Raw genomic sequence first — 19332 nt, 5'->3', positions numbered from 1 at the left:
TCCGGCGCAAGGATGGGGACGCCCTCCGGCCCGGGGGTGCCCCTGGGCCGGCTCAGCCCACGGCGACGAGGTGGGATTCCACATCGCGCGTTCCCTCGTGCGCCGATCCACGTTGTGTGCATGACCGTTTCCCGCGCGTCGTGCCAGATCACCTGAGACCAGAGACGAATCGGACCAGATCACTTGAGACGCAGACCACCTCGACGGAGACGGGACAAGGGGCCGACGCCTCTCTGGAACGGTCACTGTGATGTTCCCCCTGTGAGCTGGACGGCTTGATACTGGGACAGATGGTCCCGGAGGAAGCAGTCCAGCTCACAGGGGGAACATCACATCGCAGCATTCGGTCCTGCAGATTCCCAGCTCATAGGCCATTGGCCACGTCGCGTCACCGCCAAGTAGGCGGCTTGTCTACTGACATCCTGTAGGCGTCTCACAGCAGCGGCCGGCCATTGACCCTCCGGCGCGACAGCGCGGGCGTCTCCGGGTTGCGTTCATCCAGGCCACCACATGCGGGCCTGGTCGCGTTCGGGCTTTCCGGGCGGTCCGTCCAGGGGCAGGCCCACCGCGACGCCGAGCACGTGGGGCAGGCGCTGACGGTGGCAGAAGTCCCGCAGGTCCGGGTCCCGGCTGTAGCTGAAGGGTCAGTGGTCTTCGGTGATGCGGGTGGCGATGCCGTTGCTGATCTTCACCTCGGCGGAGACGCCCTTCTGCGCAGCAGCCTGCAGCTCTTGCTCGGTGCACTTGGTGGCGGACTGGTCGTTCTCGTCGCCGCAGATGTCACCCTCGCCCCAGATCTCCGTGTCATCGGCCGTGAAGAATGCCTGCTCCTCGCCCTTCTGGCCGGACACCGTGTACTTGCCGGGCGCCAGGTACGACACATTCCCGAACCATGTGCCGCTCACGCCCTTGCCCACCTTGCCCTGGTTGTCCCCGTCGCCGGCGCTCTCGGGGGCGGATCCCGAGCCGCTCTTACCGGTACCACTGGAGCCGTTCTTTGCGGCGGGCGCCTCTTCGAGCCGGAGTTGCCGGAATCGCCACCGGAGGAGGAAGGCGCGGCGGTGCTGGTGTCCGAAGCCGTTGCGTCCTTGCCCTCGGCAGCCGCCTTCGTCGAAGAAGCCTTCAAAGAGTCGGAGCAGCTGACGTCTGTGAACTGCTTGTTCACTGACCATGCATCACGTCGGACTCCTGAGAGCGGGGTGTCCTTGATCCATGACGTTGCTGTGACCATTAACGGACACAGCGACAACGGCCGGTGCGCAGCGTGGGCTGGGCGGTTGATGGCCGCTCGCACGCCCCTGGCGGCGGAGCTTGCAGCGGTCCCGGTACCTCCCGGGAGGAACGTCCAGTTACACGCCGGGCACGGCCTCCACGGCCTGCCGGTCCATCAGCCCCTCGGCGAACTGCAGCACCGACACCATGGCCAGTGCGCAGCGGGCGGAAGCCGCCGCCGGCCGCCGGAGTGGAGGCGCGGAAGCTGTAGCGGCCCAGGATGTTCAAGTGCCTGGCCCGCAGAGGGGACAGTCGAGCCGCGTCCTCGTCGTTTACCTCGACGCCGACCTCGCGCAGCGCGGTGACCGAGGCGTCCAGGCAGCGGGTGCTCCAGAGAAGGTCGTGCCCGGGGTCGCGGGCTGACGCGACATCAGTGGCCTGACCCGGCCTGCCTGTGCCGCTGAACCAGCGGTGCTTTGAGGGGGACAAGCACCGCCGCACTCCAACGAACCGCGAGATCCGAGGGGGAAGTGTGTTGGCACGAAAGGGAGTTGATATGGGGCAGGACCGATGACCCGCGGGGCCGCGCTCGTGTTGCCGGCGATGCTGGCCGATCTGGAGGACCTCGTACTCTGCGAGTCCTTCTCGGCGGACCACGCGGCGGTGGCGCGCAGCGCCGAGGTGGTCGGCGCCCTGGGGGCCAGGCTGTTGGGGGCCGGGCCGGAGGTGATCGTGATCGACGGTGTGACCCATCTGCGGTGGAGCTTCGGCACTCCACGGGTCCTGTTGGTGGGACACCGCGACACGGTGTGGTCCATGGGCTCGCTTCAGAACCACCCCTGGTCGGTGGCCGACGGGATCGCCCGCGGCCCCGGGGTCCTGGACATGAAGGCGGGCCTGGTGCAGATGTTCCACGCGCTGGCCTCCCTGCCCTCCCCGGAGGGGGTGTGCGTCGTGGTCAACGGGGACGAGGAAGTCGGCTCCGCGACCTCCCGGCAGCTGATCGAGGAATCCGTCCGGGGGTGCGCGGCCGCCTTGGTACTGAAGGCGTCCGCGGACGAGGAAGGCGCGCTCAATACCGCCCGCAAGGGCACTTCGCGGTACGAGGTCGTAGTGCACGGCCGTGCCGCACACGCGGGATTGGAACCGCAAAAGGGGGTCAACGCCGCTATCGAGGTCGCTCACCAGGTCCTGGCCGTCGCCGACCTCGCAGGCTCGATGGGCGCCACCGGAGCCACCTGCCCCGTCCTGGGGGCGCCGACCATCACGCCCACACTCCTGGCGGCCGGCACCACTCTCAACACAGTGCCCGCACTGGCGAAGGTGTCGGCGGATGTGCGCGTGCCGACCCTGGCGGCGCAGGACCGGATAGACAAGTTCATGCGGGGGCTCGTCGCCCGGCTACCCGGAGCCCGACTGGAGGTACTGGGCGGCAGGAGAAGGCCGCCTATGGAACCGGAGTCCTCCGCCGAACTGTTCGCCCTCGCCTCCCGAATCGCCGCGGAACTGGGCCAGGAACCGATGCGGGGGATGGCCGTCGGCGGCGCCTCGGACGGCAACTACACCGCGGCGGCGGGCTGTCCGACGCTGGACGGCCTGGGCGCTGTGGGCGGTGGCGCGCACGCGGACACCGAGTACGTCGAGATCGCCCAGATGGTCCCCCGCACTCGTCTGCTCGCTCGACTCATTGACCACGTGACCAGCTGAAGCGGCCTTGACAAGTGTCGCTCCGAAACGAAACCGAGGCCCCTGTATGAGCGTGCCGGGTTCCCCTTCCCCTGAAGTCGCCCAAGGCTTCCCACAGAGGCTTCGGCCGACTCGAGCACACCTTCCTGCCGAGGAAGGAGGTCAACGTGCAGGAGAAGTACCGGGGACTGTTCATCGCCGCTTCCCTGACTGACATCGCCGGCCTGGCGACCGGAGGCATCCTGTTGTGAGCGGACACACCGTGGCAGCGAACGAGACCGTGACCGCGTCGGATCACCTGAAGTCATTGATCATCAGCACCGCACAGGAGCTGTGGGAGGACAAGGAAGCGCTGGGCAGCGTCCGGCGCAGCGAGGGGTTCGCCCCGCTCGCCGGCACGCTGGAGCAATCCGAGGTACGGCCCGCGAAGCCGTCGTTCTACGGAGTGAAGGGCTTAGATTCAAGGAGTCAGCGCAACAGTGCAGGTCGAGTACGTCCACCGGCACCGCTTCGACACCCGGGCCGAGGCCAGGATCAAGACCGCGACCTGGATCACCGACTTCTACAACACGAGGAGGCGCCACAGCGCCGCCGGCGGGCAGCCGCCCGTCACGTTCGAGAACACCATCCAAGAAGGACGCAACCAAACCCACCATCAGGGCCAAGTTGCATAACAAGGTCTCTACGAAATCAGGGGATTGACAGGTCCGGCATCCCCCATCAGCGCGAAGAGGCCATCGGGGTCTGGCGGTTCTGGCCTCTCACCGCGCTGCCGCAGCCGCTGTTCGTACCGAGCGCGCAGTGCCTGACCGCCTGGGACCCGGGCCTCCCGCTCGATCACCCGCCCGCCCACTTCCAGCCGTACGCCTCCCCCGGCCGGTAGACCGGCGCGGGCCAGCTCGCGCCTCCGCGTTCGACAGAAAGGCTTCCCACCGTGCTTCCATCCTGTTCTGCGTCCTGGCCGTCCCTGCTGGGCGTCTTCGGTCACCCGGACGATGAGTCCCTCCTGGCCAGCGGCGTCCTCGCGCAGCACGCCGCTGCGGGCGCCGCGACCGCCGTGGTCACCGCCACCTGGGCGCCCGACAGTCACCGCGCCGGTGAACTCGCCGACGCCCTGGACATCCTGGGGGCGGGCAGGCCGCGAATGCTGGGATTGACCGATGCCCGCATCCCTGACTCCGCGCCCGGCCGCACCCGGCTCTGCGACGCCCCGCTTGGGGAGGTGGCGGGGCTGATCGTCGAGCACATCCGCGCCGTACGGCCACAGGTCGTCGTCACCCACGATGCCTACGGCCAACTGACCGGCCACCCCGACCACCTCCGCACCCACCAGGCGACCCTGCTGGCGTTCCACGCCGCGGGCCTGGAACACCTCTACCCGCAGGCCGGGGCTCCGTGGCAGCCCGATGCGTTGTACGCCGCGACGCACCCGGATTCGGGGGTGTGCGAACTGGGTGTGCTGTTGACGCGGGTCGGCAAGAAGGTGCTCAGCGTGCCGGACGGACACGTCACCGAGGCGGTCGACGTGAGCGACTGCCTGGATCGGAAGTGGGCCGCGATCTTGGCGCACCGCAGCGAAGCAGCGCGGGAGCGGCCCCTCCCTGGAATCCTCTCCCGGCTTCCCGCAGCGGAGCGGGAGTCGATCATCGCGACGGAGTACTTCACCCTCCTTGGCAGGAGGCCGGCGCCGGGCGGGGCGGTCCTCCGGCGGTCACGGTGAGCTGCTGCCGAGGGACTTGGTCATGGCCCGGTTTACTTGGTGGTCGCGTCCGGCGACGTAGGAGGGGCAGGGCAGATAACCGGTGCGGTGGTAGAGGGCCAGGGCGGCGGTGTTGCGCCGTCCCGTCTCCAGCATGACCCGCGTTGCCCCGCAGCTGACGGCGTGGCGTTCGAGGTGTTCGAGGAGGTACCGGCCGATTCCGTGGCCGCGGGCTTCGCCGGAGACGTATATCCGTTTGATCTCTGCGGTGTGCCCGCCGAGGAGGCGTACTCCTCCGCACCCGACCGCCTCTTCGCCGACGTGGGCGATGAGGAACAGGCCGTGGGGCGGTTCGAAGTCCGCCTCAGGTGTGGTGGCCGGGTCGTCGGCGAAGCCGTACAGGCCGAGCTGTTCGGCTCGTAGGGCCTGGGTGAGCCGACGGGCGTCCGGGTGGCCATAGGGCGCGGCGGTCACGGAGGGCGTCAGACGTATCGCGACCGGGGCGTCGGGGGCGGTGGGCTTGGAGGTCATGAAGCCGATAGTGCCCAGTCGACGGCGGTGAGCTACTAGCCTCAACATCCGGGACAACCTCGCCACCCTCCACACCGGCTCCCCCTGCGACAGTTCCCGCACCGCCGGCTGCTGCAGCCTGCCCTAGGATTTGTCCATGACCGCGAAGGTCCCCCTGAAAGAAACCGCCCTCAACGCCGACCGCATCGGCCGCGAAGTCCAAGCGGTCTGCCCCCAGTTCGACGCCGACGGCTTCGTGACGTCGGTGATGTCGGACCTTCCCCAGCTGGAGCTGGGCGCCCGGATCGCTCGGACCAGTAAGGGCCTTCTCCACGCTGTCCTTCGTACACCGGCGACTCGACAGTGCCACCGCCTGACGCGTCGTCCTGAACGGGCCACCAGCAAGAACCCGCCCATCAGCCGTGCCAAGATGGCTGAGGCACAGGCGGGTTCCGCAACGGTCCGGTCGCAGAATCTAGGAACCCGCGCGCTTCCGGCCCCGGCGTGATGATCTACTGGCACGTCGAGAAGAAGTCGCTATGCGTCTACAGCCAGCTCAAATCCTGCTCGGCCTCCGAGGTGGCCTCGATGATCGAGGGCGTCCTGCGGCACTGCACGGACGTGGAGATCGACCGGCAGTACACCGACACGCACGGCGCCTCCATCGTCGGGTTCGTCTTCGCCCACATGCTCGGCTTCAACCTGCTCCCCAGGCTGAAGAACGTCGGCTCGGCGCGGCTGTACCGGCCGGCCGCCGGGGAGGACGAGAAGTGGCCGCACCTGGCGCCGGTGCTGTCGACCAAGACGATCGACTGGGACCTGATCCGCCAGCAGTACGACCAGATCGTGAAGTGCACCACCGCCCTGCGCTTGGGCACGGCCGAGGCTGAGCAGGTCCTGCGTCGCTTCACCCGCGGCGGGCCCAAACACCCCACTTATCGCGCGATTGAGGAACTCGGGCGGGCAGTGCGTACGGCGTTCATCTGCGACTACCTCGCCGACGCCGACCTGCGGCGCGAGATCAACGACGGGCTCCAGGTCGTGGAGAACTGGAACTCCGCCAACCACGACCTGTTCTACGGCGAGGACGGCGACCTGACCGGCTCCGACAAGGAGTCCCAGGAGGTGTCCATGCTCGCTCTGCACCTGCTCCAGTCCGCTCTGGTGCACGTCAGCACCCTGCTCCTCCAGGACATCCTGAGCGAGGAGAAGTGGCAGAAGCGGCTCACCGACGCCGACCGGCGGGCCCTGTCCCCACTGTTCTGGACCCACGTGAACCCCTACGGCCGGTTCGAGCTGGACATGCACTCGCACCTCGCCCTCGCCGCCGCGGCGTCCATAGTGCCCGGCCCCCGCACCGTGCCAGAGGCGGAAGCCGCCCGATCGGCGGCGGACGGTGGGTCCGGGTCGGCATCCTGAAGACCCGCCCGCCCGGCGTCGCTCCCGGTCGGCTGGATCGTTGACCGGGTGTGGCGCCGGGCCGGGGAGGGGCCCGAAGCCACCGCGCTCGTGGTCGGCTCGATTCGGCTACGCGTCGCGCCTGTGCAGCAGCAGGCTGCCGACCAGCAGCGCGGCCGCGGCCCACGTGGCGAGCACGCCCAGGCCGGCCCATGGGCCGATGGGCAGCTCGTGCAGATGGACGGTGGCTTGGACCGCGAGTCCGGCGGTCATGGGCGAGATCTGCTGGAGGTGCCGCTGCCACTCCGGGTCGTTGACCACCTGGGTGACGACCGGGAAGAGATAGAGCAGCCCGAGCACGATCCCGATGGCGGTCGCCGCCTCCCGTACCGCCGTCGCCACGCCGAGACCGATCAGGGCGATCAGGACGAGGTAGAGGACCGAACCCACGGCCGCGCGCAGGGTCGGGCCGTCGGCCAGGGACAGCGGGGCATAGCCGTGGGCCTCGGTGAATCCGTTGCCGGGCAGGATGTAGCGGCCGGCAAGGAGCGAGGCGAGGACGGCAGCCGTCCCGGAGATCAGGACGACCGTGGTGAGGACCGTCGCCTTGGCGGTGAGGACGGTGAGCCGGTTCGGCACCGCCGTGAGCGTGGTGCGGATCATCCCGGTGCCGTACTCGCCGCTGACGGCCAGCACCGCGAAGACGGCGATGACCGCCTGCCCGACGGTGACGCCGGTCAGGGCGAGCTTGACGGCGTCCTGGCCGCACCCCACATCCGGGCACTTCACGGCCTTGGCGGTGCCGCAGCCGACGGCCACGGTCAGCGCGACGGCGAGCAGGAGCAACCTGCCCATGTCCCCTACGGTGCGCAGCTTCGTCCACTCCGCGCGCAGGGCGCGGCCGAAGTCCCCTCGCCACGCGCCGTCCGCCGTGCTCGTGAGTCGTGCACTTCTCAGGAGACTCATACGTCCCTCCCGCGCAGCCGCACCACGGCCAGACCGAAGGCGAGCGCGGCGTATCCGCACAGCACGGCGAGGCCGGCCCATGGCGCCAGCGGGTAGTAGCCGGTCGACGGCTCGTACACGCTGAGCACCTGCGCGTACTGCGGCAGGGTCTGCTGGATGGCGAAGCCCGCAGCCGGGGTCACCCGCAGCAGCCACTCCGAGACGCCCGGGGGCAGTACGCCGGAGGTGGCAAGCAGGAAGGGCAGCACGATCGACCCGATGACCAGGGCGACCGCCGTGCCGCTGCGCCGCAGCAGGGCACCGACGCCGAGAGCGAGCACGGCGGCGGCTGCGCAGAGCAGGCCGGTGCCGACCATGACGCGCATTTCGGTCGCCGACGTGACGGGGAAAACATGGAAGCCCCTGCCGCGCGCGCTGCGTTCCCCGATGGGAATGGTGATCGCGGCGGCCAATAGGCCGATGGCGAACGCGACGCCCCCGGCCACCAGCGCCTTGGCACCAAGCACCCGGCCCCGCAGGGGAGTTGCCGCCATGGTCGTACGCAGCAGACCGCGCCGGTACTCGCCGGTGATGAACACCGTGCCCACGGCGATCACCACGATCAGCCCGGCGAAGGTGCCGACGAGGAAGTTCTCGACGGAGAAGCCGACGCCCATGACGGGCCCGCCGACGACCGGTGCGATGTCACCGGCCCCGGTCACGGTGAACCCGCCGCCGTCGGTCTGGGTGAAGCCGCCCTTGGTGGTGTTCGTGTAGCTGCCGGAGGTGCCCGCGTCGCCACCCACCTGTGTGCCGCTCCACGCGCTCTGGGACCAGTCGCCGGTGAGGGCGGGGCGGCCGAAGGTGCCCGTGGCCACGGCGGGGCTGAAGCCCGTGCCCGCCGCGGTGTCCTGCTTCGCCTGCGGTGACGTGGCGAAGAGCCCGGCCTGCACGGTGCGCGCAAGCCTCGGCAGCTTCGCATGGCCGACCTTGGTCCAGTGGGAGCCGTCGGTGGAGGAGGAACCGGTGAGGATGTCGCCGGAGCGGACCAGGCGCAGCCAGCGCGGGGACTCCTGGGCGACCTTGCCGGAAGGGCCCGCCGTGTCGTGCGTGTAGTCGTACTGCATGCGCACACCGTGGCAGCCGGTGGCCATGACCGCCGCGTACGGGGCTCCCCGGGTGGGGCTTTCCTTCACGATGATCCCGGCCTTCGCCCAGGGCTGGGCGCCCTGGGCCGCCTTGCCGGTCCCGGTGTCGGCCACACCAGTCAGCGACCGCAGGGGAACGGTGAGGGTGCCGTCGCCGGTGAGCGTCTTGTGGACGAAGTAGAAGCTGTCGTTGACTGCCTCGCCGCCGGGTCCCTTCGGGTACGAGGCGGAGTCGGCGCCGCGACCGCCGGGGGCGGGGGCGGCCGTGCCGAGCAGGCCGACCACGATCGTCACCAGGAGCGCCCCCGCCATGGCGAGGACCCAGCCACGTACCGTACGGAACTTCGTCCACTCGGCGTGCAGCGTCCTGAGGAACCCACTCTGCTCAGCGCGCCTCGTGGCCGGGGGACGAGGGGTGACGGTGGCGGTCATCGCGTAGCCTCCCCCGCCGGGATGCCCCGGTACTCCACCGCGTCCCGGGTGAGCTCCATGTACGCCTCTTCGAGCGTCGCCCGGTGCGCGGACACCTGGGAGAACGGCACCCCGTTCCGGGCGAGCAGTGCCACGATCTCCTCGTCGGGCAGGCCCGTGACGCCGAGGGTGTCGGGGCCGGTGGCGAGAACGGTGGCGCCCGCGCCGTGCAGGACCTGGGCGGCGCGCGGAGGCGCGGAGGTACGCAGGGTGACCCGGCCGCCGGCCGCCTCGGCGAGCAGCTCGGACACGCTGGTGTCCGCGACGACCCGGCCGCGGCCGATCACCACGAGATGGTCCGCGGTGTCTTCGAGTTCGCTCATCAGGTGACTGGAGACCAGGACGGCGCGGCCCTGCCGGGCCAGCGACGACAGGAAGCCGCGCATCCACACGATGCCGTCAGGGTCCAGGCCGTTGAACGGCTCGTCCAGCATGACGACCGGCGGGTCCCCCAGCAGCGCCGCCGCGATCCCCAGGCGCTGGCGCATGCCCAGCGAGAAGCCGCCGGCCTTGCGCCGGGCCGCCGTGCCCAGGCCGGCCTGATCGATGACCTCGTCCACCCGCCGGGCCGACACGCCCTGTGAGTGGGCCAGCCACAGCAGGTGGTTACGGGCGGTGCGGCTCGGCTGCAGCGCGGAGGCGTCGAGCAGTGCCCCCAGATGCCGAAGCGGGCGACGCAGGGTGCGGTACGGCACCCCGTCGACCAGGGCCTTTCCCTCCTCCGCCGCGTCAAGGCCCAGGATCACGCGCATGGTGGTGGACTTGCCCGCGCCGTTCGGGCCGACGAAGCCGGTCACCCGTCCGGGCTGCACGGTGAACGTCATACCGTCCAGAGCCAGCTGTGGCCCGAATCGTTTACGCAGACCGATGACCTCGATCGTCGCCTTCGTACTCTCATCGCTCATGGCCCCCACCCTGTGACGGAGCGAGTTACAGGGGCCGAACGGTCACTGTCATCTCGTTGTTAGGCGCCTCGGCTTAGCCTGGCCTGGTACGTGTCCTGGTGCGGTGGCGAGAGGGGAGCATGCGGATGAAATGGGGTCCGCCCCGACGGCTCGCGGGCCTGACTGCCCGGCTCGGCCTGCGCCGTGGCACTGCCCGCACCCGCTTCACCGCCTTGTACGTGACTCTGTTCCTGCTGTCGGGAACGGCGCTGCTGGCCATCGCGGCCGTGGTGGCATCCGGCGGATCGCGCTCCAGCCAGACCGCCCCCGATGGCGGCACCGATCAGCCCGCCACGGCGGCACAGGCCCAGGGCCGCATCGACGAGCTGGAGCAGCAGCTGACCCAGGCGCACGACACCCAGTCCCGGCAGATCGTGATCGGCTCCGCCATCGCCCTCGGCGTCATGGTGGTGATCTCGGCCGGCCTCGGCTGGTTCGTCGCCGGCCGGGTGCTGCGCCCGCTGCGCGTGATGGCTGCGGCCACCCGCCGGATCACCGCCGACAGCCTGCACGAACGCCTGGCCATCGGCGGCCCCGGCGACGAGGTGAAGGACCTCGCCGACACCATCGACGACCTCCTCGGCCGCCTGGAGGGCTCCTTCGACGCCCAGCGCCTCTTCGTCGCCAACGCCTCCCACGAGCTGCGCACCCCGCTCACCACGATGCGGGCCTCCCTTGACGTGGCCCTCGCCAAGCCGGGCCCGATACCCGAGACCACGGCCACGCTGGCCGCCCGGATACGCGCCGAACTCGACCAGGTGGACCGGCTGCTGGAGAGTTTCCTCGTCCTGGCTCGCACCCAGCACGGCAAGTTCACCGACTCGGCGCGCCTCGCCCTCGGCCAACTCGCGCTGACCGCCTTGACCGGACGGGCAAAGGACATCGCAGCCAAGGGGCTGACCGTGCGTGAAAACCGGAGCGACGACTCCGCGTGGGTGTGGGGCAGCCAGACGCTGCTGCGCCGCGTGGCCGACAACGTGGTCGACAACGCGATCGCGCACAACGACCCCGGGGGCTGGATCAGTGTCGCGGTACGGGCTGAAGGAGACGACGCGGGCGCAGTGTCCCTCGTCGTCGAGTCCAGCGGGCCGGTCCTTGACCAGCTGCGGGTGGCGGACCTCGCGCAACCCTTCCGCCGCCTTGGCGCCGACCGGACCGGCACCGGCCAGGGCAGCGGCCTCGGCCTCTCCATCGTCGCGGCCATCACCCAGGCCCACCACGGCACCCTGGACCTGCGCGCCCGCCCCGACGGCGGCCTGCGCGTGACCATCACCCTCCCCCGTACGGACGGCAGGGCGACGGCGGAAGCCCCCGACACAGAGACGGGCGTGGCGCGTTGAGAGTCCTGGTGGTCGAGGACGCCCGCCCCCTCGCCGAAGTCATCGCCGAGGGACTGCGCGACCAGGGCATGGCCGTAGACGTGGCCCACGACGGGCTCGACGCCGCGGCCAAGCTGGACGTCAACGCGTACGACGTCGTCGTGCTCGACCGCGACCTGCCAGGCATCCACGGCGACACTCTCTGCCAGATGATCACCGAGCGGGACGGCCGCGTGATGGTCCTGATGCTGACCGCCGCCGACTCACCCGGCGACCGCGTCAGCGGCCTGACCCTGGGTGCTGACGACTACCTCGCCAAGCCCTTCCACTTTCCCGAACTCGTCCTGCGCATCCGCGCCCTGGCCCGCCGTCGCCCCGCCGCCCGGTCCCGCACCCTGAGCGCGGCGGGCATCAAACTCGACCCGATGCGCCGCATCGCCAGCCGCGACGGCCGCCAACTCGACCTCTCTGTCAAGGAATTCGCGGTACTCGAAGCCCTCCTGAACTCGAGCCCCGCCTTCCTCAGCGCGGAAGGCCTCCTCGAACAGGTCTGGGACGAGCACGCCGACCCGTTCACCAACACGGTCACGGTGACCATCAGCCGCCTGCGCCGCAAACTCGGCGACCCCCCGGTCATCGCCACCACACCCGGCGTGGGATATCGGATCATCGACCCAGCCGTCCCACCCGACTGGGCAGCCGACAGAGGCCGGCGGCCCACGAGCGGAGGCGGTGCTCAGTGCACCTGACTCCAGTCATCTGCGCAGCCGACTTCGGAGACTGACACACGCGGTTACTCTCACAAACGGTCCTTTGCGGGAGCAAGATCAGAAATGGGCCGCCAGACCTCCACCGAACCTGGACGCAGAACCCGTTCTCACTCAAAAGCGGGACGGACCCCCTTCTGAGACTTGCCTTGTGCGAAAGTCCGGGCTCATGACGGACCCTCAGCAGCCATCCCCGACCGACCGGTCGGACGCGGACGATGTCGAACAGCACGCCTGTCCGAAGTGTGACGCCCAGCCCGGCTCGCCGTGCCGCTAACGCGGCGGCGCCGTCGCCTCCGCCTACCACACCCGCCGCTTCACGAAGGTGCCCCGGCTGAAGAAGGCGCTGCGAGTGCCGACCCCCGCCGACCGCGGCCCGGGCCGGCCCTGGCGGCCCGGCACCCCGCCGCCGGCGCCGGTCGACCCAGACCTGCCGAGCGCGGACATCCGCCTCGGATGCGCGCGGTGCTCGACCCTCGGGCAGGAACTCGACTCCCAGCTCGACGCGCTCGCGGGGCACGGCATCCCGAGGGACAAGATCTTCAGCGAGAAGACCAGCACCCGGGTGCGGGTCCGACCCCGGTTCGAGGAGGCGCTGCGGACGGCGCGGGAGGTCAAGGCGCACGCCCCGCACTGCCGGGTCATCTTCACCGTGTACGAGATGAAGCGCCTCGGCCGCGACGCCGCCGAACTCACCGCGCTCGCCGACCACCTCACCGCCCACGGCCGGCCTGGTCCTGGAGATGCTCGCCGGGCCCCTGCCCGGCTCCCCTCGCCCGGAAAGCCACGAGCCTGCCATGGGCGATCACCAGCTGGCTTCGTTCACTTCCAGCAGCAGCATTTGTTTGTGATTTCGGGAGGCATCTGGCGCGTGAGCGCGTCAGGGATGTTCACGAGAATTGGGTTCTGGCACAGATCTTGGGGAGCGTTGCTGAGTGTCACCCCGGTGTTCGATTGCGAGATGGTGGTTCGAGTGAGACCGCGTACGCCTTGTCGCCGAGCCACAGGAAGTGACGCTCCATCACGTACCTGTACGTCGCTCCTGCGGGTAGCAGTGGGGGGTGATGGTGCTGGTCATGCAGGCCGACGCATCGTTCTGGGACTCGCTTGTGTTCGACGGGATCGACGACGTGGACGTCGAGGGGGTGACTGCCGTGTTCGGCACGGTTGAGGTGGTGGCGAGAGGCCGGATGACGGGGGCGGGTTGCCCGGACTGCGGCAACTTCTCGGACCGGGTGCATGACCGCTATCAGCTCAGGGTGAAGGACCTTCCTCTCGGTGGGCAGAGCTTCGTGATCCGGTTGGTGGTCCGGCGCTTCATCTGTGTGTCGGCGGACTGCCGGCGCCGGACGTTCGCCGAACCTTTCTCCCGGTTGACGACTCCGTACGCACGATTCACCACTCGGCTCAACCACGCCCTGGAGAAAGTAGGGCTCGCGCTGGCCGGGCGGGCCGGCGCGCGGCTGACCGCCCAGCTGGGGTTCGGCGCGGGAGGGATGACCTTGCTGCGCAGGGTCATGCTGTTGCCCGATCCTCAGCTCGGAACGCCGCGGGTATTGAGGGTGGACGACTTCGCGATTCGCCGTGGTCAGACCTACTACACCGTCTTGACCTGCGTTGAAGCCCATCGGGTCGTCGATGTGCTCCCTACGCGTGAGGCCGGGCCACTGTCCGAGTGGCTGGTCCGTCACCCTGGCGTGGAGGTCATCTGCCGGGACAGAGCGGGCGCCTACGCCGAGGGTGCCCGGCGCGGCGCCCCCACCGCCTTGCAAGTCGCCGACCGGTTCCATCTGCGGCAGGGCCTGGGCCGGGCGGTGGAGACCTGCGTCGCCGCCCACCGCGACTGTTTGCGCGGCTCCTTGCCCAGCCTGCGATCGACCCGTCCGAACCTCGAAGGGCCGCGGGACACCTCGGACCCCGTCGGGCGACGGGCCGACTGCAAGAAGGCCGCACACGCCCTGGTCCATGAGCTGCTCGCCCAAGGACGCTCACGACGGGCGATCGCCCGGCATCTGGGCTGGGGCCTGAACACCGTGCTCCGATACGCGAACGCCGCACACTGGCAGGACACCTTCCGCGAGAACCGGCCCCGGCCCAGCAGACTGGACCCCTACAAGCCCTACCTGGAGAGCCGGTTTGCAGCGGGATGCACCAGCGTCACCCGTCTCCACCGCGAACTCCTCGCCGAGAACGCGCCCGTCACCTACCAGATGGTCCGGGCCCACATCGCGACCCTGCGTTCCGTCGCACCCGAGGCTCCGCCTCCGCCACCAACGGTGCGGCAGGTCACAGGATGGCTCACACGCCACCCCACGAGCTCCTTCGGGGGGTTGACTCCGGAGGTGCGGGGCATATGCGTCGGTTTCGAGGTCGACGTCTGTGTCGGATTCTTGCCAGAAGGCGGGTGGCAGTCGATGTTTGATTGCGGCCATGACCATCACACAGCCGGACAACACCCGCCTCTTCCGCTCCCTGCACACCCCAACTGAACCGCTTGCGCTCGCCAACGCCTGGGACGTTGCGAGCGCCCGCGTCATCGAGGCCGCAGGTGCCTCCGCGATCGCCACGACCAGTGCCGGCGTCGCCTGGTCACTGGGTTCTCCGGACGGCGATGTCCTTACCCGGGACCGGGCGCTGGAACTGATCGGCCGAATCGTCACTGCCGTCGCGGTTCCGGTCACCGCTGACATCGAGGGCGGGTACGGCACGGACACCGCCGGTGTCGCCGAGACCGTAGCCGGAGTGCTCGCGGCGGGTGCCGTCGGCATCAACATCGAGGACGGCACCCGGCCACCGACAGAGCTCGCGACGCGGCTGGCCGCGGCCCGGCAGACCGCCGACCAGGCCGGCGCGGACCTGTTTCTCAATGCCCGTATCGACACTTTCCTGTTCGGGCTCGGCGACCCGGACACCCGACTGAAGGAAACCCTGTCCCGGGCGCACATGTACGTCGATGCGGGCGCGGACGGCATCTTCGTCCCCGGCGTCACCGACACCGCCACCATCGCGACGCTGGCCAGGGACATCTCCGTACCGCTGAACGTCATGGCCGGCCCCGGCGCCCCGACCGTCGCGGAGCTCGGCACCCTCGGGGTGGCTCGCGTCAGTCTCGGATCGGGCGTGGCCCAGGCCGCCTACGCTGCCGCCCGCCGCACCGCGCAGGAGCTCTTCGGCACCGGCGACTACGACTCGCTCGCCGAAGGCATGGCCTTCCCGGAACTCAACGCGCTGTTCTCCACGCCTCACTGACCCTGGACGAGTCGGGAGGTGCGGCCATGGCGGCCATCCTGCCCGAGCCCCGTAGCAAGGCGTGTGGCGTGCCGGCGCGCGGGTGCGGCAGGCCGCCTCCGACCGTGATCATTTTCTCCCGATTGGCCCGTCTGCCGTGCCTGTTACCGTCGCCTGTGCGATATTTCTGACCGCCACCGATCGCAAGCGGTTGAAGAAGGTGGCCTGGGGCCACAAGAGCGAGTACCGGCAGCGGGTGCGGGCGCAGATCGTGCTGCACGCCGCGCACGGCCGTTCCAATGCCCACATCGCGCGGGAGACGGATCTGCACCTCGACACGGTGCGCCGATGCCGGCGCCGCTTCGCCGAGCAGGGACTTGCCGGGCTCCGGGACCGTCAGCGATCCGGCCGCCCGTCTTCGTTCACGCCCTTGCAGGCGGTCGAGGTGAAGGCACTGGCCTGCCGGCTGCCCGCCGAGAGCGGAGTGCCGCTTTCGCGCTGGTCGTGTCCGGAGCTGGCCCGCGAGGCCGTCACACGGGGCATCGTCACCTTCCTGTCAGCCTCCACCGTGCGCCGCTGGCTCAAGACCGACGCGCTCAAGCCGTGGCAGCACCACTCCTGGATCTTCATCACTGACCCAGACTTCCACCCCCGGGCCCAGCGCGTCCTTGACCTGTATACCCGTACCTTCGAGGGCACCGCGCTGGGCGACGACGAGTACCCCGGCGTGACCTCGGCGCTCCCCATGACCACCTGGCCCTTCTCGGACTCGCCGCCTTGCTCTGTGCTGCTACAAGCGTCCTGTCCGCCTCGCCACACAGGACACGTCTAGACCTGCGTGCGTGCGTACGAACGTACTCTCCCCCCTAGTGAAGATTTCTAACACGTGGTAGATATTTGGCGGCGGCTTACGGCCGACCGTGGTACCGACCTTGCACCGGGCGATCTCGCACCCGCAGCAGGCACCACCAACACGCCATCAACAAAGGGACCGAGTGTGGAGAGCATCACCAAGAACAGGCAGTCTCCCGAGGTGCTGCGCGCCATGATCGAGCGCGCTTACGGGGCCGCCCAAGTCCCGGCCGGGGACGGATGGGCGAGTGAGCTGGGTCACGGCTGGTTCAACGTCGCCTATCGCATCCGTCTGCGCGACGGCGCCGAGGTCGTCCTGAAGATCGCCCCGCCGCCGGCGGTGGAGGTGATGACCTACGAGCACGGTGCCATGTCGATCGAAATGACTACGCTGGACCTTCTGCGCACGCAGACCACCGTGCCGGTCCCCGCCGTCGACTTCGCCGACCAGAGCCGCGAGCTGTGCGACGCCCACTACTTCTTCATGCCGTATATCGACGCCGACAACCTCGGCATCATCGCCGATACGCTCCCCACGGCCGATCGCGACGCCTTGATGGAGCAACTCGGCGCGGTCAACCAGGAGATCAACGCCATCCGCGGTCAGCACTTCGGCCCGCTGGCCGGACCCGGCCATGCCAGCTGGCGGCAGGCGTTCACCACGATGATCGAGAACGTCCTCGTCGACGGCGAGCGTCGCGGCGTCGACATCGGCTGGGACTACGACACCGTGCGCGCAGTAGTGGCCGAACACGCCGGCAGCCTCGACGAGGTCACCGAACCCCGCCTGGTCGAGTGGGACCTGTGGGACAGCAACGTAATGGTCCGCGACGGCAAGATCGTCTGCATCATCGACCACGAACGTGCCTCCTACGGCGACCCGTTGATCGAGGCCGGCTTCGCCGGCACCCAGATAGCCGCCTTCGGTGACCCGGCGCCCTTCATGCGCGGCTACGGTCACGGCGAGCTGACCGAGACCGAACAGACACGACGCCGCCTGTACTGCCTGCACCTGCTGCTGATCATGGTCATCGAGACCGTGTACCGCGGGCACACCGACACCAAGCAGTACGACTGGGCACGCCCGCACCTCGACGAGGCCATGGCTCTGCTCGGCCGCACCCGCCGGTGACTTCCGCGCCGACGCCTCCCGCCGCAGACCACACCACCCGGCTCGGCACCGACCCGGTAGGCCGTCTGCTGTGGCGCACCTGCACCCAGACCACCGCCGCGGTCGGCGTGTACGGCATCTACGCCCTGACCAACGCCTGGTTCGTCGGCCGCGGCGTAGGCGACACCGCGATGGCCGCGGTCAACCTGGTCGCCCCGCTGTTGCTGCTGCTCGGCGCAGTGTCCACCACCGTCGGCGCGGGTGGCGCCTCCCTGATCTCCCGTGCCCTGGGCGCGGGAGATCATCGGGCCGCCGCCCGTGCGGCGGGCAACTCCTTCGCCCTGTTCTGGGCCTGCGCCACCGCCACCACCATCCTCGGACTGGCCTTCCTGGACCCGCTGCTCACTCTGCTCGGCGCCACCGGCGAACTGCGTGCAACCGCCCGCCCCTACGCCGCAGTACTGCTGTGCGGGGCCCTTGTCTCCACCGGCTTCTCCAGCCTGGTGCGAGCCGAAGGCCGCATGGGCTTCTCAACCCTGTTGTGGCTCGTGCCCGTCGCCGTACAGATCACCCTCGACCCGCTGCTGATCTTCGGATTCGACATGGGTGTACGGGGCGCCGCGCTCGGAACCATCGGCGGCCAGGCCGTCTCCGCGGCGATGAGCCTATGGTTCTTCTTCATACAGACGCGCCGCTCCTACCGCATCAGCCTCCGAGACCTGCTGCCCCACGGCCCGACGCTGCGAGCGCTGCTGGGCGTCGGCCTGCCCTCGTTCCTCGCCGGCACCGGTGTCACACTCCTGGCCGTCCTTGTCAACGCCGCCCTCGCGGCTACCGGGTCGGCCACCGCGCTCGCTGCTTACGCCGTCTGCGCCCGCCTGCAGACCTTCGTGATGATGCCGCACACCGGCATCAGTCAGGGACTGCAGCCCATCGTTGGCTACAACAGCGGCCGCGGCCTGACCGACCGCGCACTCAAAGCCCGCAACTACGCACTCTTCGCCTCACTCCTGTACGGACTGATCACCGCCGCCGCCCTCGCCGCGCTGGCCAGGCCCCTGGCCGGCCTGTTCCTGAACGATGACGACACCATCACCGCCGCCGGACAGGCACTGCCGGTCATCGCGATCGGGCTGACCGTCGCCGGGATCGGCCCGCTGGTAGCGGCCTACGCCCAGTCACTGGGCCGCCCGGCACCCGCGTACCTCATCTCCATCGGCACCCTGCTCCTGATCAAAGTCCCACTGATCGCCGCCCTCGGCCGAATGGGCACCACAGGCGTCTGGACCGCACTGGCCACCGGCGAAGTGGCCACCGCAGCATCCGCCCTCCTGCTGCTGCGACGCCTGCACGGCGCTACGCCGAAGACTCCTTGAGGAACTGCTCCACATAGGAACGCAGCACCCCGGCCATGTCCACCGCATCCGGACTCGTCAGCCACTGCACCTGCAACCCGTCCATCAGTGCCACGAACCCGGCCGCCGCCACCCGGGAATCGACCCCGTCCCGCAACGCCCCCTGCTCCGCCAGCTCCCGCAGCGCATGGTGCACATATTCCCGCGTCGTCCTGTAGTGCTCCCTGAAGTACTGATGCGCGGGATGATCCTCAGCGAACGCCTCCGCCGCGAGACGCACGTACAACTCCACCATGCCTGGATGCCGGGCATTGTGATCGGCCAGATCAACCAGATGCTGCACCGCCGCTTTGGGGGAATACACCTTCGGCCCGAGCTGAGCGGTGTCCTCTTCGTCCCGGCGCTCCAGCACCGCCGCCAACAGCGCCTCACGGTTGGGGAAGTAGTAATGGAGGCCCACGTGGCTGATCCCGGCCCGCTTCGCGATCTCCCGCAACGAGGCGCCGTGATAACCCACATCCGCATACACCTCGACAGCGGTCGTCACGATCTGCTCACGGCGCGCCCGCCCCTTCGCATACCCATGCGAGGACGCAGGCACCTTGGCTCCACCATCAGACATGACCCCATCATCGCAGCGGCAGCGATCAGAAGGCCGAGCAGCAGGTGCCTCAGCGCGATGCCGGT

19 protein-coding genes and 1 pseudogene are annotated in these 19332 nt (G+C 69.5%); 13 read left to right on the top strand and 7 right to left on the bottom strand.

What is annotated here, in order from left to right; genetic code table 11:
* Nucleotides 1-644: 644 nt before the first annotated feature.
* Both OG322_RS39680 and OG322_RS41840 read right to left on the bottom strand, forming a co-directional pair.
* The gene (locus tag OG322_RS39680; RefSeq protein ID WP_329307683.1) at nucleotides 645-1172 is read right to left on the bottom strand and encodes a hypothetical protein; all 528 of its coding nucleotides are present in this window, start codon (nucleotides 1170-1172) and stop codon (nucleotides 645-647) included.
* A gap of 256 nt (nucleotides 1173-1428) precedes the next feature.
* A pseudogene (locus OG322_RS41840) lies at nucleotides 1429-1611 on the bottom strand (Tn3 family transposase); the annotation flags it as partial.
* Between the two features lie 204 nt (nucleotides 1612-1815).
* Here OG322_RS41840 and OG322_RS39675 point away from each other — a divergent pair.
* The 3 genes from OG322_RS39675 to OG322_RS39665 all read left to right on the top strand — a co-directional run bounded on the left by OG322_RS39675 (nucleotide 1816) and on the right by OG322_RS39665 (nucleotide 4618).
* Nucleotides 1816-2919 (top strand): M20 family metallopeptidase, encoded by a 1104-nt coding sequence (locus OG322_RS39675; RefSeq protein WP_443066604.1) that lies wholly within the window; start codon nucleotides 1816-1818, stop codon nucleotides 2917-2919.
* A gap of 458 nt (nucleotides 2920-3377) precedes the next feature.
* Nucleotides 3378-3572 (top strand): integrase core domain-containing protein, encoded by a 195-nt coding sequence (locus OG322_RS39670; protein ID WP_164494511.1) that lies wholly within the window; start codon nucleotides 3378-3380, stop codon nucleotides 3570-3572.
* 260 nt (nucleotides 3573-3832) lie between these two features.
* Nucleotides 3833-4618 carry a PIG-L deacetylase family protein gene (locus OG322_RS39665; RefSeq protein ID WP_124286029.1) on the top strand — a complete coding sequence of 262 codons (786 nt, stop codon included), beginning with the start codon at nucleotides 3833-3835 and terminating at the stop codon, nucleotides 4616-4618.
* Here the strand turns inward: OG322_RS39665 and OG322_RS39660 are convergent.
* Nucleotides 4610-5128: a GNAT family N-acetyltransferase gene (locus OG322_RS39660; protein ID WP_329307681.1), complete on the bottom strand. Its 519-nt coding sequence runs from the start codon at nucleotides 5126-5128 to the stop codon at nucleotides 4610-4612. The genes OG322_RS39665 and OG322_RS39660 overlap by 9 nt on opposite strands.
* Nucleotides 5129-5264: 136 nt before the next feature.
* On the opposite strand from OG322_RS39660, the gene OG322_RS39655 reads away from it, so the two are divergent.
* Together OG322_RS39655 and OG322_RS39650 are read left to right on the top strand one after the other, a co-directional pair.
* Entirely contained in the window at nucleotides 5265-5615 is a 351-nt protein-coding gene (locus tag OG322_RS39655) for a hypothetical protein (protein WP_241200380.1), read from the top strand.
* Nucleotides 5615-6526 carry a Tn3 family transposase gene (locus OG322_RS39650; RefSeq protein WP_329307680.1) on the top strand — a complete coding sequence of 304 codons (912 nt, stop codon included), beginning with the start codon at nucleotides 5615-5617 and terminating at the stop codon, nucleotides 6524-6526. Before OG322_RS39655 ends, OG322_RS39650 begins: the two co-directional genes overlap by 1 nt.
* A 108-nt stretch (nucleotides 6527-6634) precedes the next feature.
* Here the strand turns inward: OG322_RS39650 and OG322_RS39645 are convergent, their stop codons facing one another.
* From OG322_RS39645 to OG322_RS39635, 3 genes are read right to left on the bottom strand one after another with little or no spacing between them, the layout of a single operon-like run.
* On the bottom strand, nucleotides 6635-7471 hold the full coding sequence (locus tag OG322_RS39645) for an ABC transporter permease subunit (RefSeq protein ID WP_124286028.1): 837 nt from the start codon (nucleotides 7469-7471) through the stop codon (nucleotides 6635-6637).
* The gene (locus OG322_RS39640) at nucleotides 7468-9030 is read right to left on the bottom strand and encodes an ABC transporter permease subunit (protein ID WP_329307679.1); all 1563 of its coding nucleotides are present in this window, start codon (nucleotides 9028-9030) and stop codon (nucleotides 7468-7470) included. Before OG322_RS39640 ends, OG322_RS39645 begins: the two co-directional genes overlap by 4 nt.
* Nucleotides 9027-9974, bottom strand: coding sequence for an ABC transporter ATP-binding protein (locus tag OG322_RS39635; protein ID WP_123465838.1), 948 nt, complete (start codon nucleotides 9972-9974; stop codon nucleotides 9027-9029). The genes OG322_RS39640 and OG322_RS39635 overlap by 4 nt, the downstream gene beginning before the upstream one ends.
* A 125-nt stretch (nucleotides 9975-10099) precedes the next feature.
* On the opposite strand from OG322_RS39635, the gene OG322_RS39630 reads away from it, so the two are divergent.
* The 8 genes from OG322_RS39630 (at nucleotide 10100) to OG322_RS39595 (ending at nucleotide 18666) form a co-directional block, all read left to right on the top strand.
* Complete coding sequence (locus OG322_RS39630) at nucleotides 10100-11353, top strand: HAMP domain-containing sensor histidine kinase (protein ID WP_329307678.1); 1254 nt, start codon at nucleotides 10100-10102, stop codon at nucleotides 11351-11353.
* Nucleotides 11350-12081, top strand: coding sequence for a response regulator transcription factor (locus OG322_RS39625; RefSeq protein ID WP_329307677.1), 732 nt, complete (start codon nucleotides 11350-11352; stop codon nucleotides 12079-12081). Before OG322_RS39630 ends, OG322_RS39625 begins: the two co-directional genes overlap by 4 nt.
* A 343-nt stretch (nucleotides 12082-12424) precedes the next feature.
* Nucleotides 12425-13270, top strand: coding sequence for a recombinase family protein (locus tag OG322_RS39620; RefSeq protein ID WP_329307676.1), 846 nt, complete (start codon nucleotides 12425-12427; stop codon nucleotides 13268-13270).
* Nucleotides 13176-14588, top strand: a complete 1413-nt coding sequence (locus OG322_RS39615) for an ISL3 family transposase (RefSeq protein ID WP_329307675.1) — start codon at nucleotides 13176-13178, stop codon at nucleotides 14586-14588. The genes OG322_RS39620 and OG322_RS39615 overlap by 95 nt, the downstream gene beginning before the upstream one ends.
* On the top strand, nucleotides 14530-15348 hold the full coding sequence (locus tag OG322_RS39610) for an isocitrate lyase/PEP mutase family protein (RefSeq protein WP_329307674.1): 819 nt from the start codon (nucleotides 14530-14532) through the stop codon (nucleotides 15346-15348). Before OG322_RS39615 ends, OG322_RS39610 begins: the two co-directional genes overlap by 59 nt.
* Nucleotides 15349-15430: 82 nt before the next feature.
* Complete coding sequence (locus OG322_RS39605) at nucleotides 15431-16159, top strand: helix-turn-helix domain-containing protein (RefSeq protein ID WP_329307673.1); 729 nt, start codon at nucleotides 15431-15433, stop codon at nucleotides 16157-16159.
* 165 nt (nucleotides 16160-16324) lie between these two features.
* A complete protein-coding gene (locus OG322_RS39600; protein WP_123465832.1) occupies nucleotides 16325-17311 on the top strand; it encodes a phosphotransferase family protein in 987 nt (328 codons plus the stop codon).
* Nucleotides 17308-18666: an MATE family efflux transporter gene (locus tag OG322_RS39595; RefSeq protein ID WP_123465830.1), complete on the top strand. Its 1359-nt coding sequence runs from the start codon at nucleotides 17308-17310 to the stop codon at nucleotides 18664-18666. Before OG322_RS39600 ends, OG322_RS39595 begins: the two co-directional genes overlap by 4 nt.
* Here OG322_RS39595 and OG322_RS39590 read toward each other — a convergent pair.
* Complete coding sequence (locus OG322_RS39590; protein ID WP_164494510.1) at nucleotides 18647-19267, bottom strand: TetR/AcrR family transcriptional regulator; 621 nt, start codon at nucleotides 19265-19267, stop codon at nucleotides 18647-18649. The genes OG322_RS39595 and OG322_RS39590 overlap by 20 nt on opposite strands.
* Nucleotides 19268-19332: the final 65 nt, after the last annotated feature.

Source organism: Streptomyces sp. NBC_01260 (assembly GCF_036226405.1).
GTDB classification, from domain to species: Bacteria; Actinomycetota; Actinomycetes; order Streptomycetales; family Streptomycetaceae; genus Streptomyces; species Streptomyces laculatispora.
The sequence above is the reverse complement of the archived record's forward strand: the minus strand, read 5'-3'. Positions and strand labels throughout refer to the sequence as shown.

Bases quoted from the DNA above. Each gene is read 5' to 3' on its own strand.
- OG322_RS39680 (WP_329307683.1), bottom strand. From the start codon at position 1,172: ATGGTCAGTGAACAAGCAGTTCACAGACGTCAGCTGCTCCGACTCTTT.
- OG322_RS39675 (WP_443066604.1), top strand. From the start codon at position 1,816: ATGCTGGCCGATCTGGAGGACCTCGTACTCTGCGAGTCCTTCTCGGCG.
- OG322_RS39660 (WP_329307681.1), bottom strand. From the start codon at position 5,128: ATGACCTCCAAGCCCACCGCCCCCGACGCCCCGGTCGCGATACGTCTG.
- OG322_RS39655 (WP_241200380.1), top strand. From the start codon at position 5,265: ATGACCGCGAAGGTCCCCCTGAAAGAAACCGCCCTCAACGCCGACCGC.
- OG322_RS39650 (WP_329307680.1), top strand. From the start codon at position 5,615: ATGATCTACTGGCACGTCGAGAAGAAGTCGCTATGCGTCTACAGCCAG.
- OG322_RS39645 (WP_124286028.1), bottom strand. From the start codon at position 7,471: ATGAGTCTCCTGAGAAGTGCACGACTCACGAGCACGGCGGACGGCGCG.
- OG322_RS39640 (WP_329307679.1), bottom strand. From the start codon at position 9,030: ATGACCGCCACCGTCACCCCTCGTCCCCCGGCCACGAGGCGCGCTGAG.
- OG322_RS39635 (WP_123465838.1), bottom strand. From the start codon at position 9,974: ATGAGCGATGAGAGTACGAAGGCGACGATCGAGGTCATCGGTCTGCGT.
- OG322_RS39630 (WP_329307678.1), top strand. From the start codon at position 10,100: ATGAAATGGGGTCCGCCCCGACGGCTCGCGGGCCTGACTGCCCGGCTC.
- OG322_RS39615 (WP_329307675.1), top strand. From the start codon at position 13,176: ATGCAGGCCGACGCATCGTTCTGGGACTCGCTTGTGTTCGACGGGATC.
- OG322_RS39610 (WP_329307674.1), top strand. From the start codon at position 14,530: ATGACCATCACACAGCCGGACAACACCCGCCTCTTCCGCTCCCTGCAC.
- OG322_RS39590 (WP_164494510.1), bottom strand. From the start codon at position 19,267: ATGTCTGATGGTGGAGCCAAGGTGCCTGCGTCCTCGCATGGGTATGCG.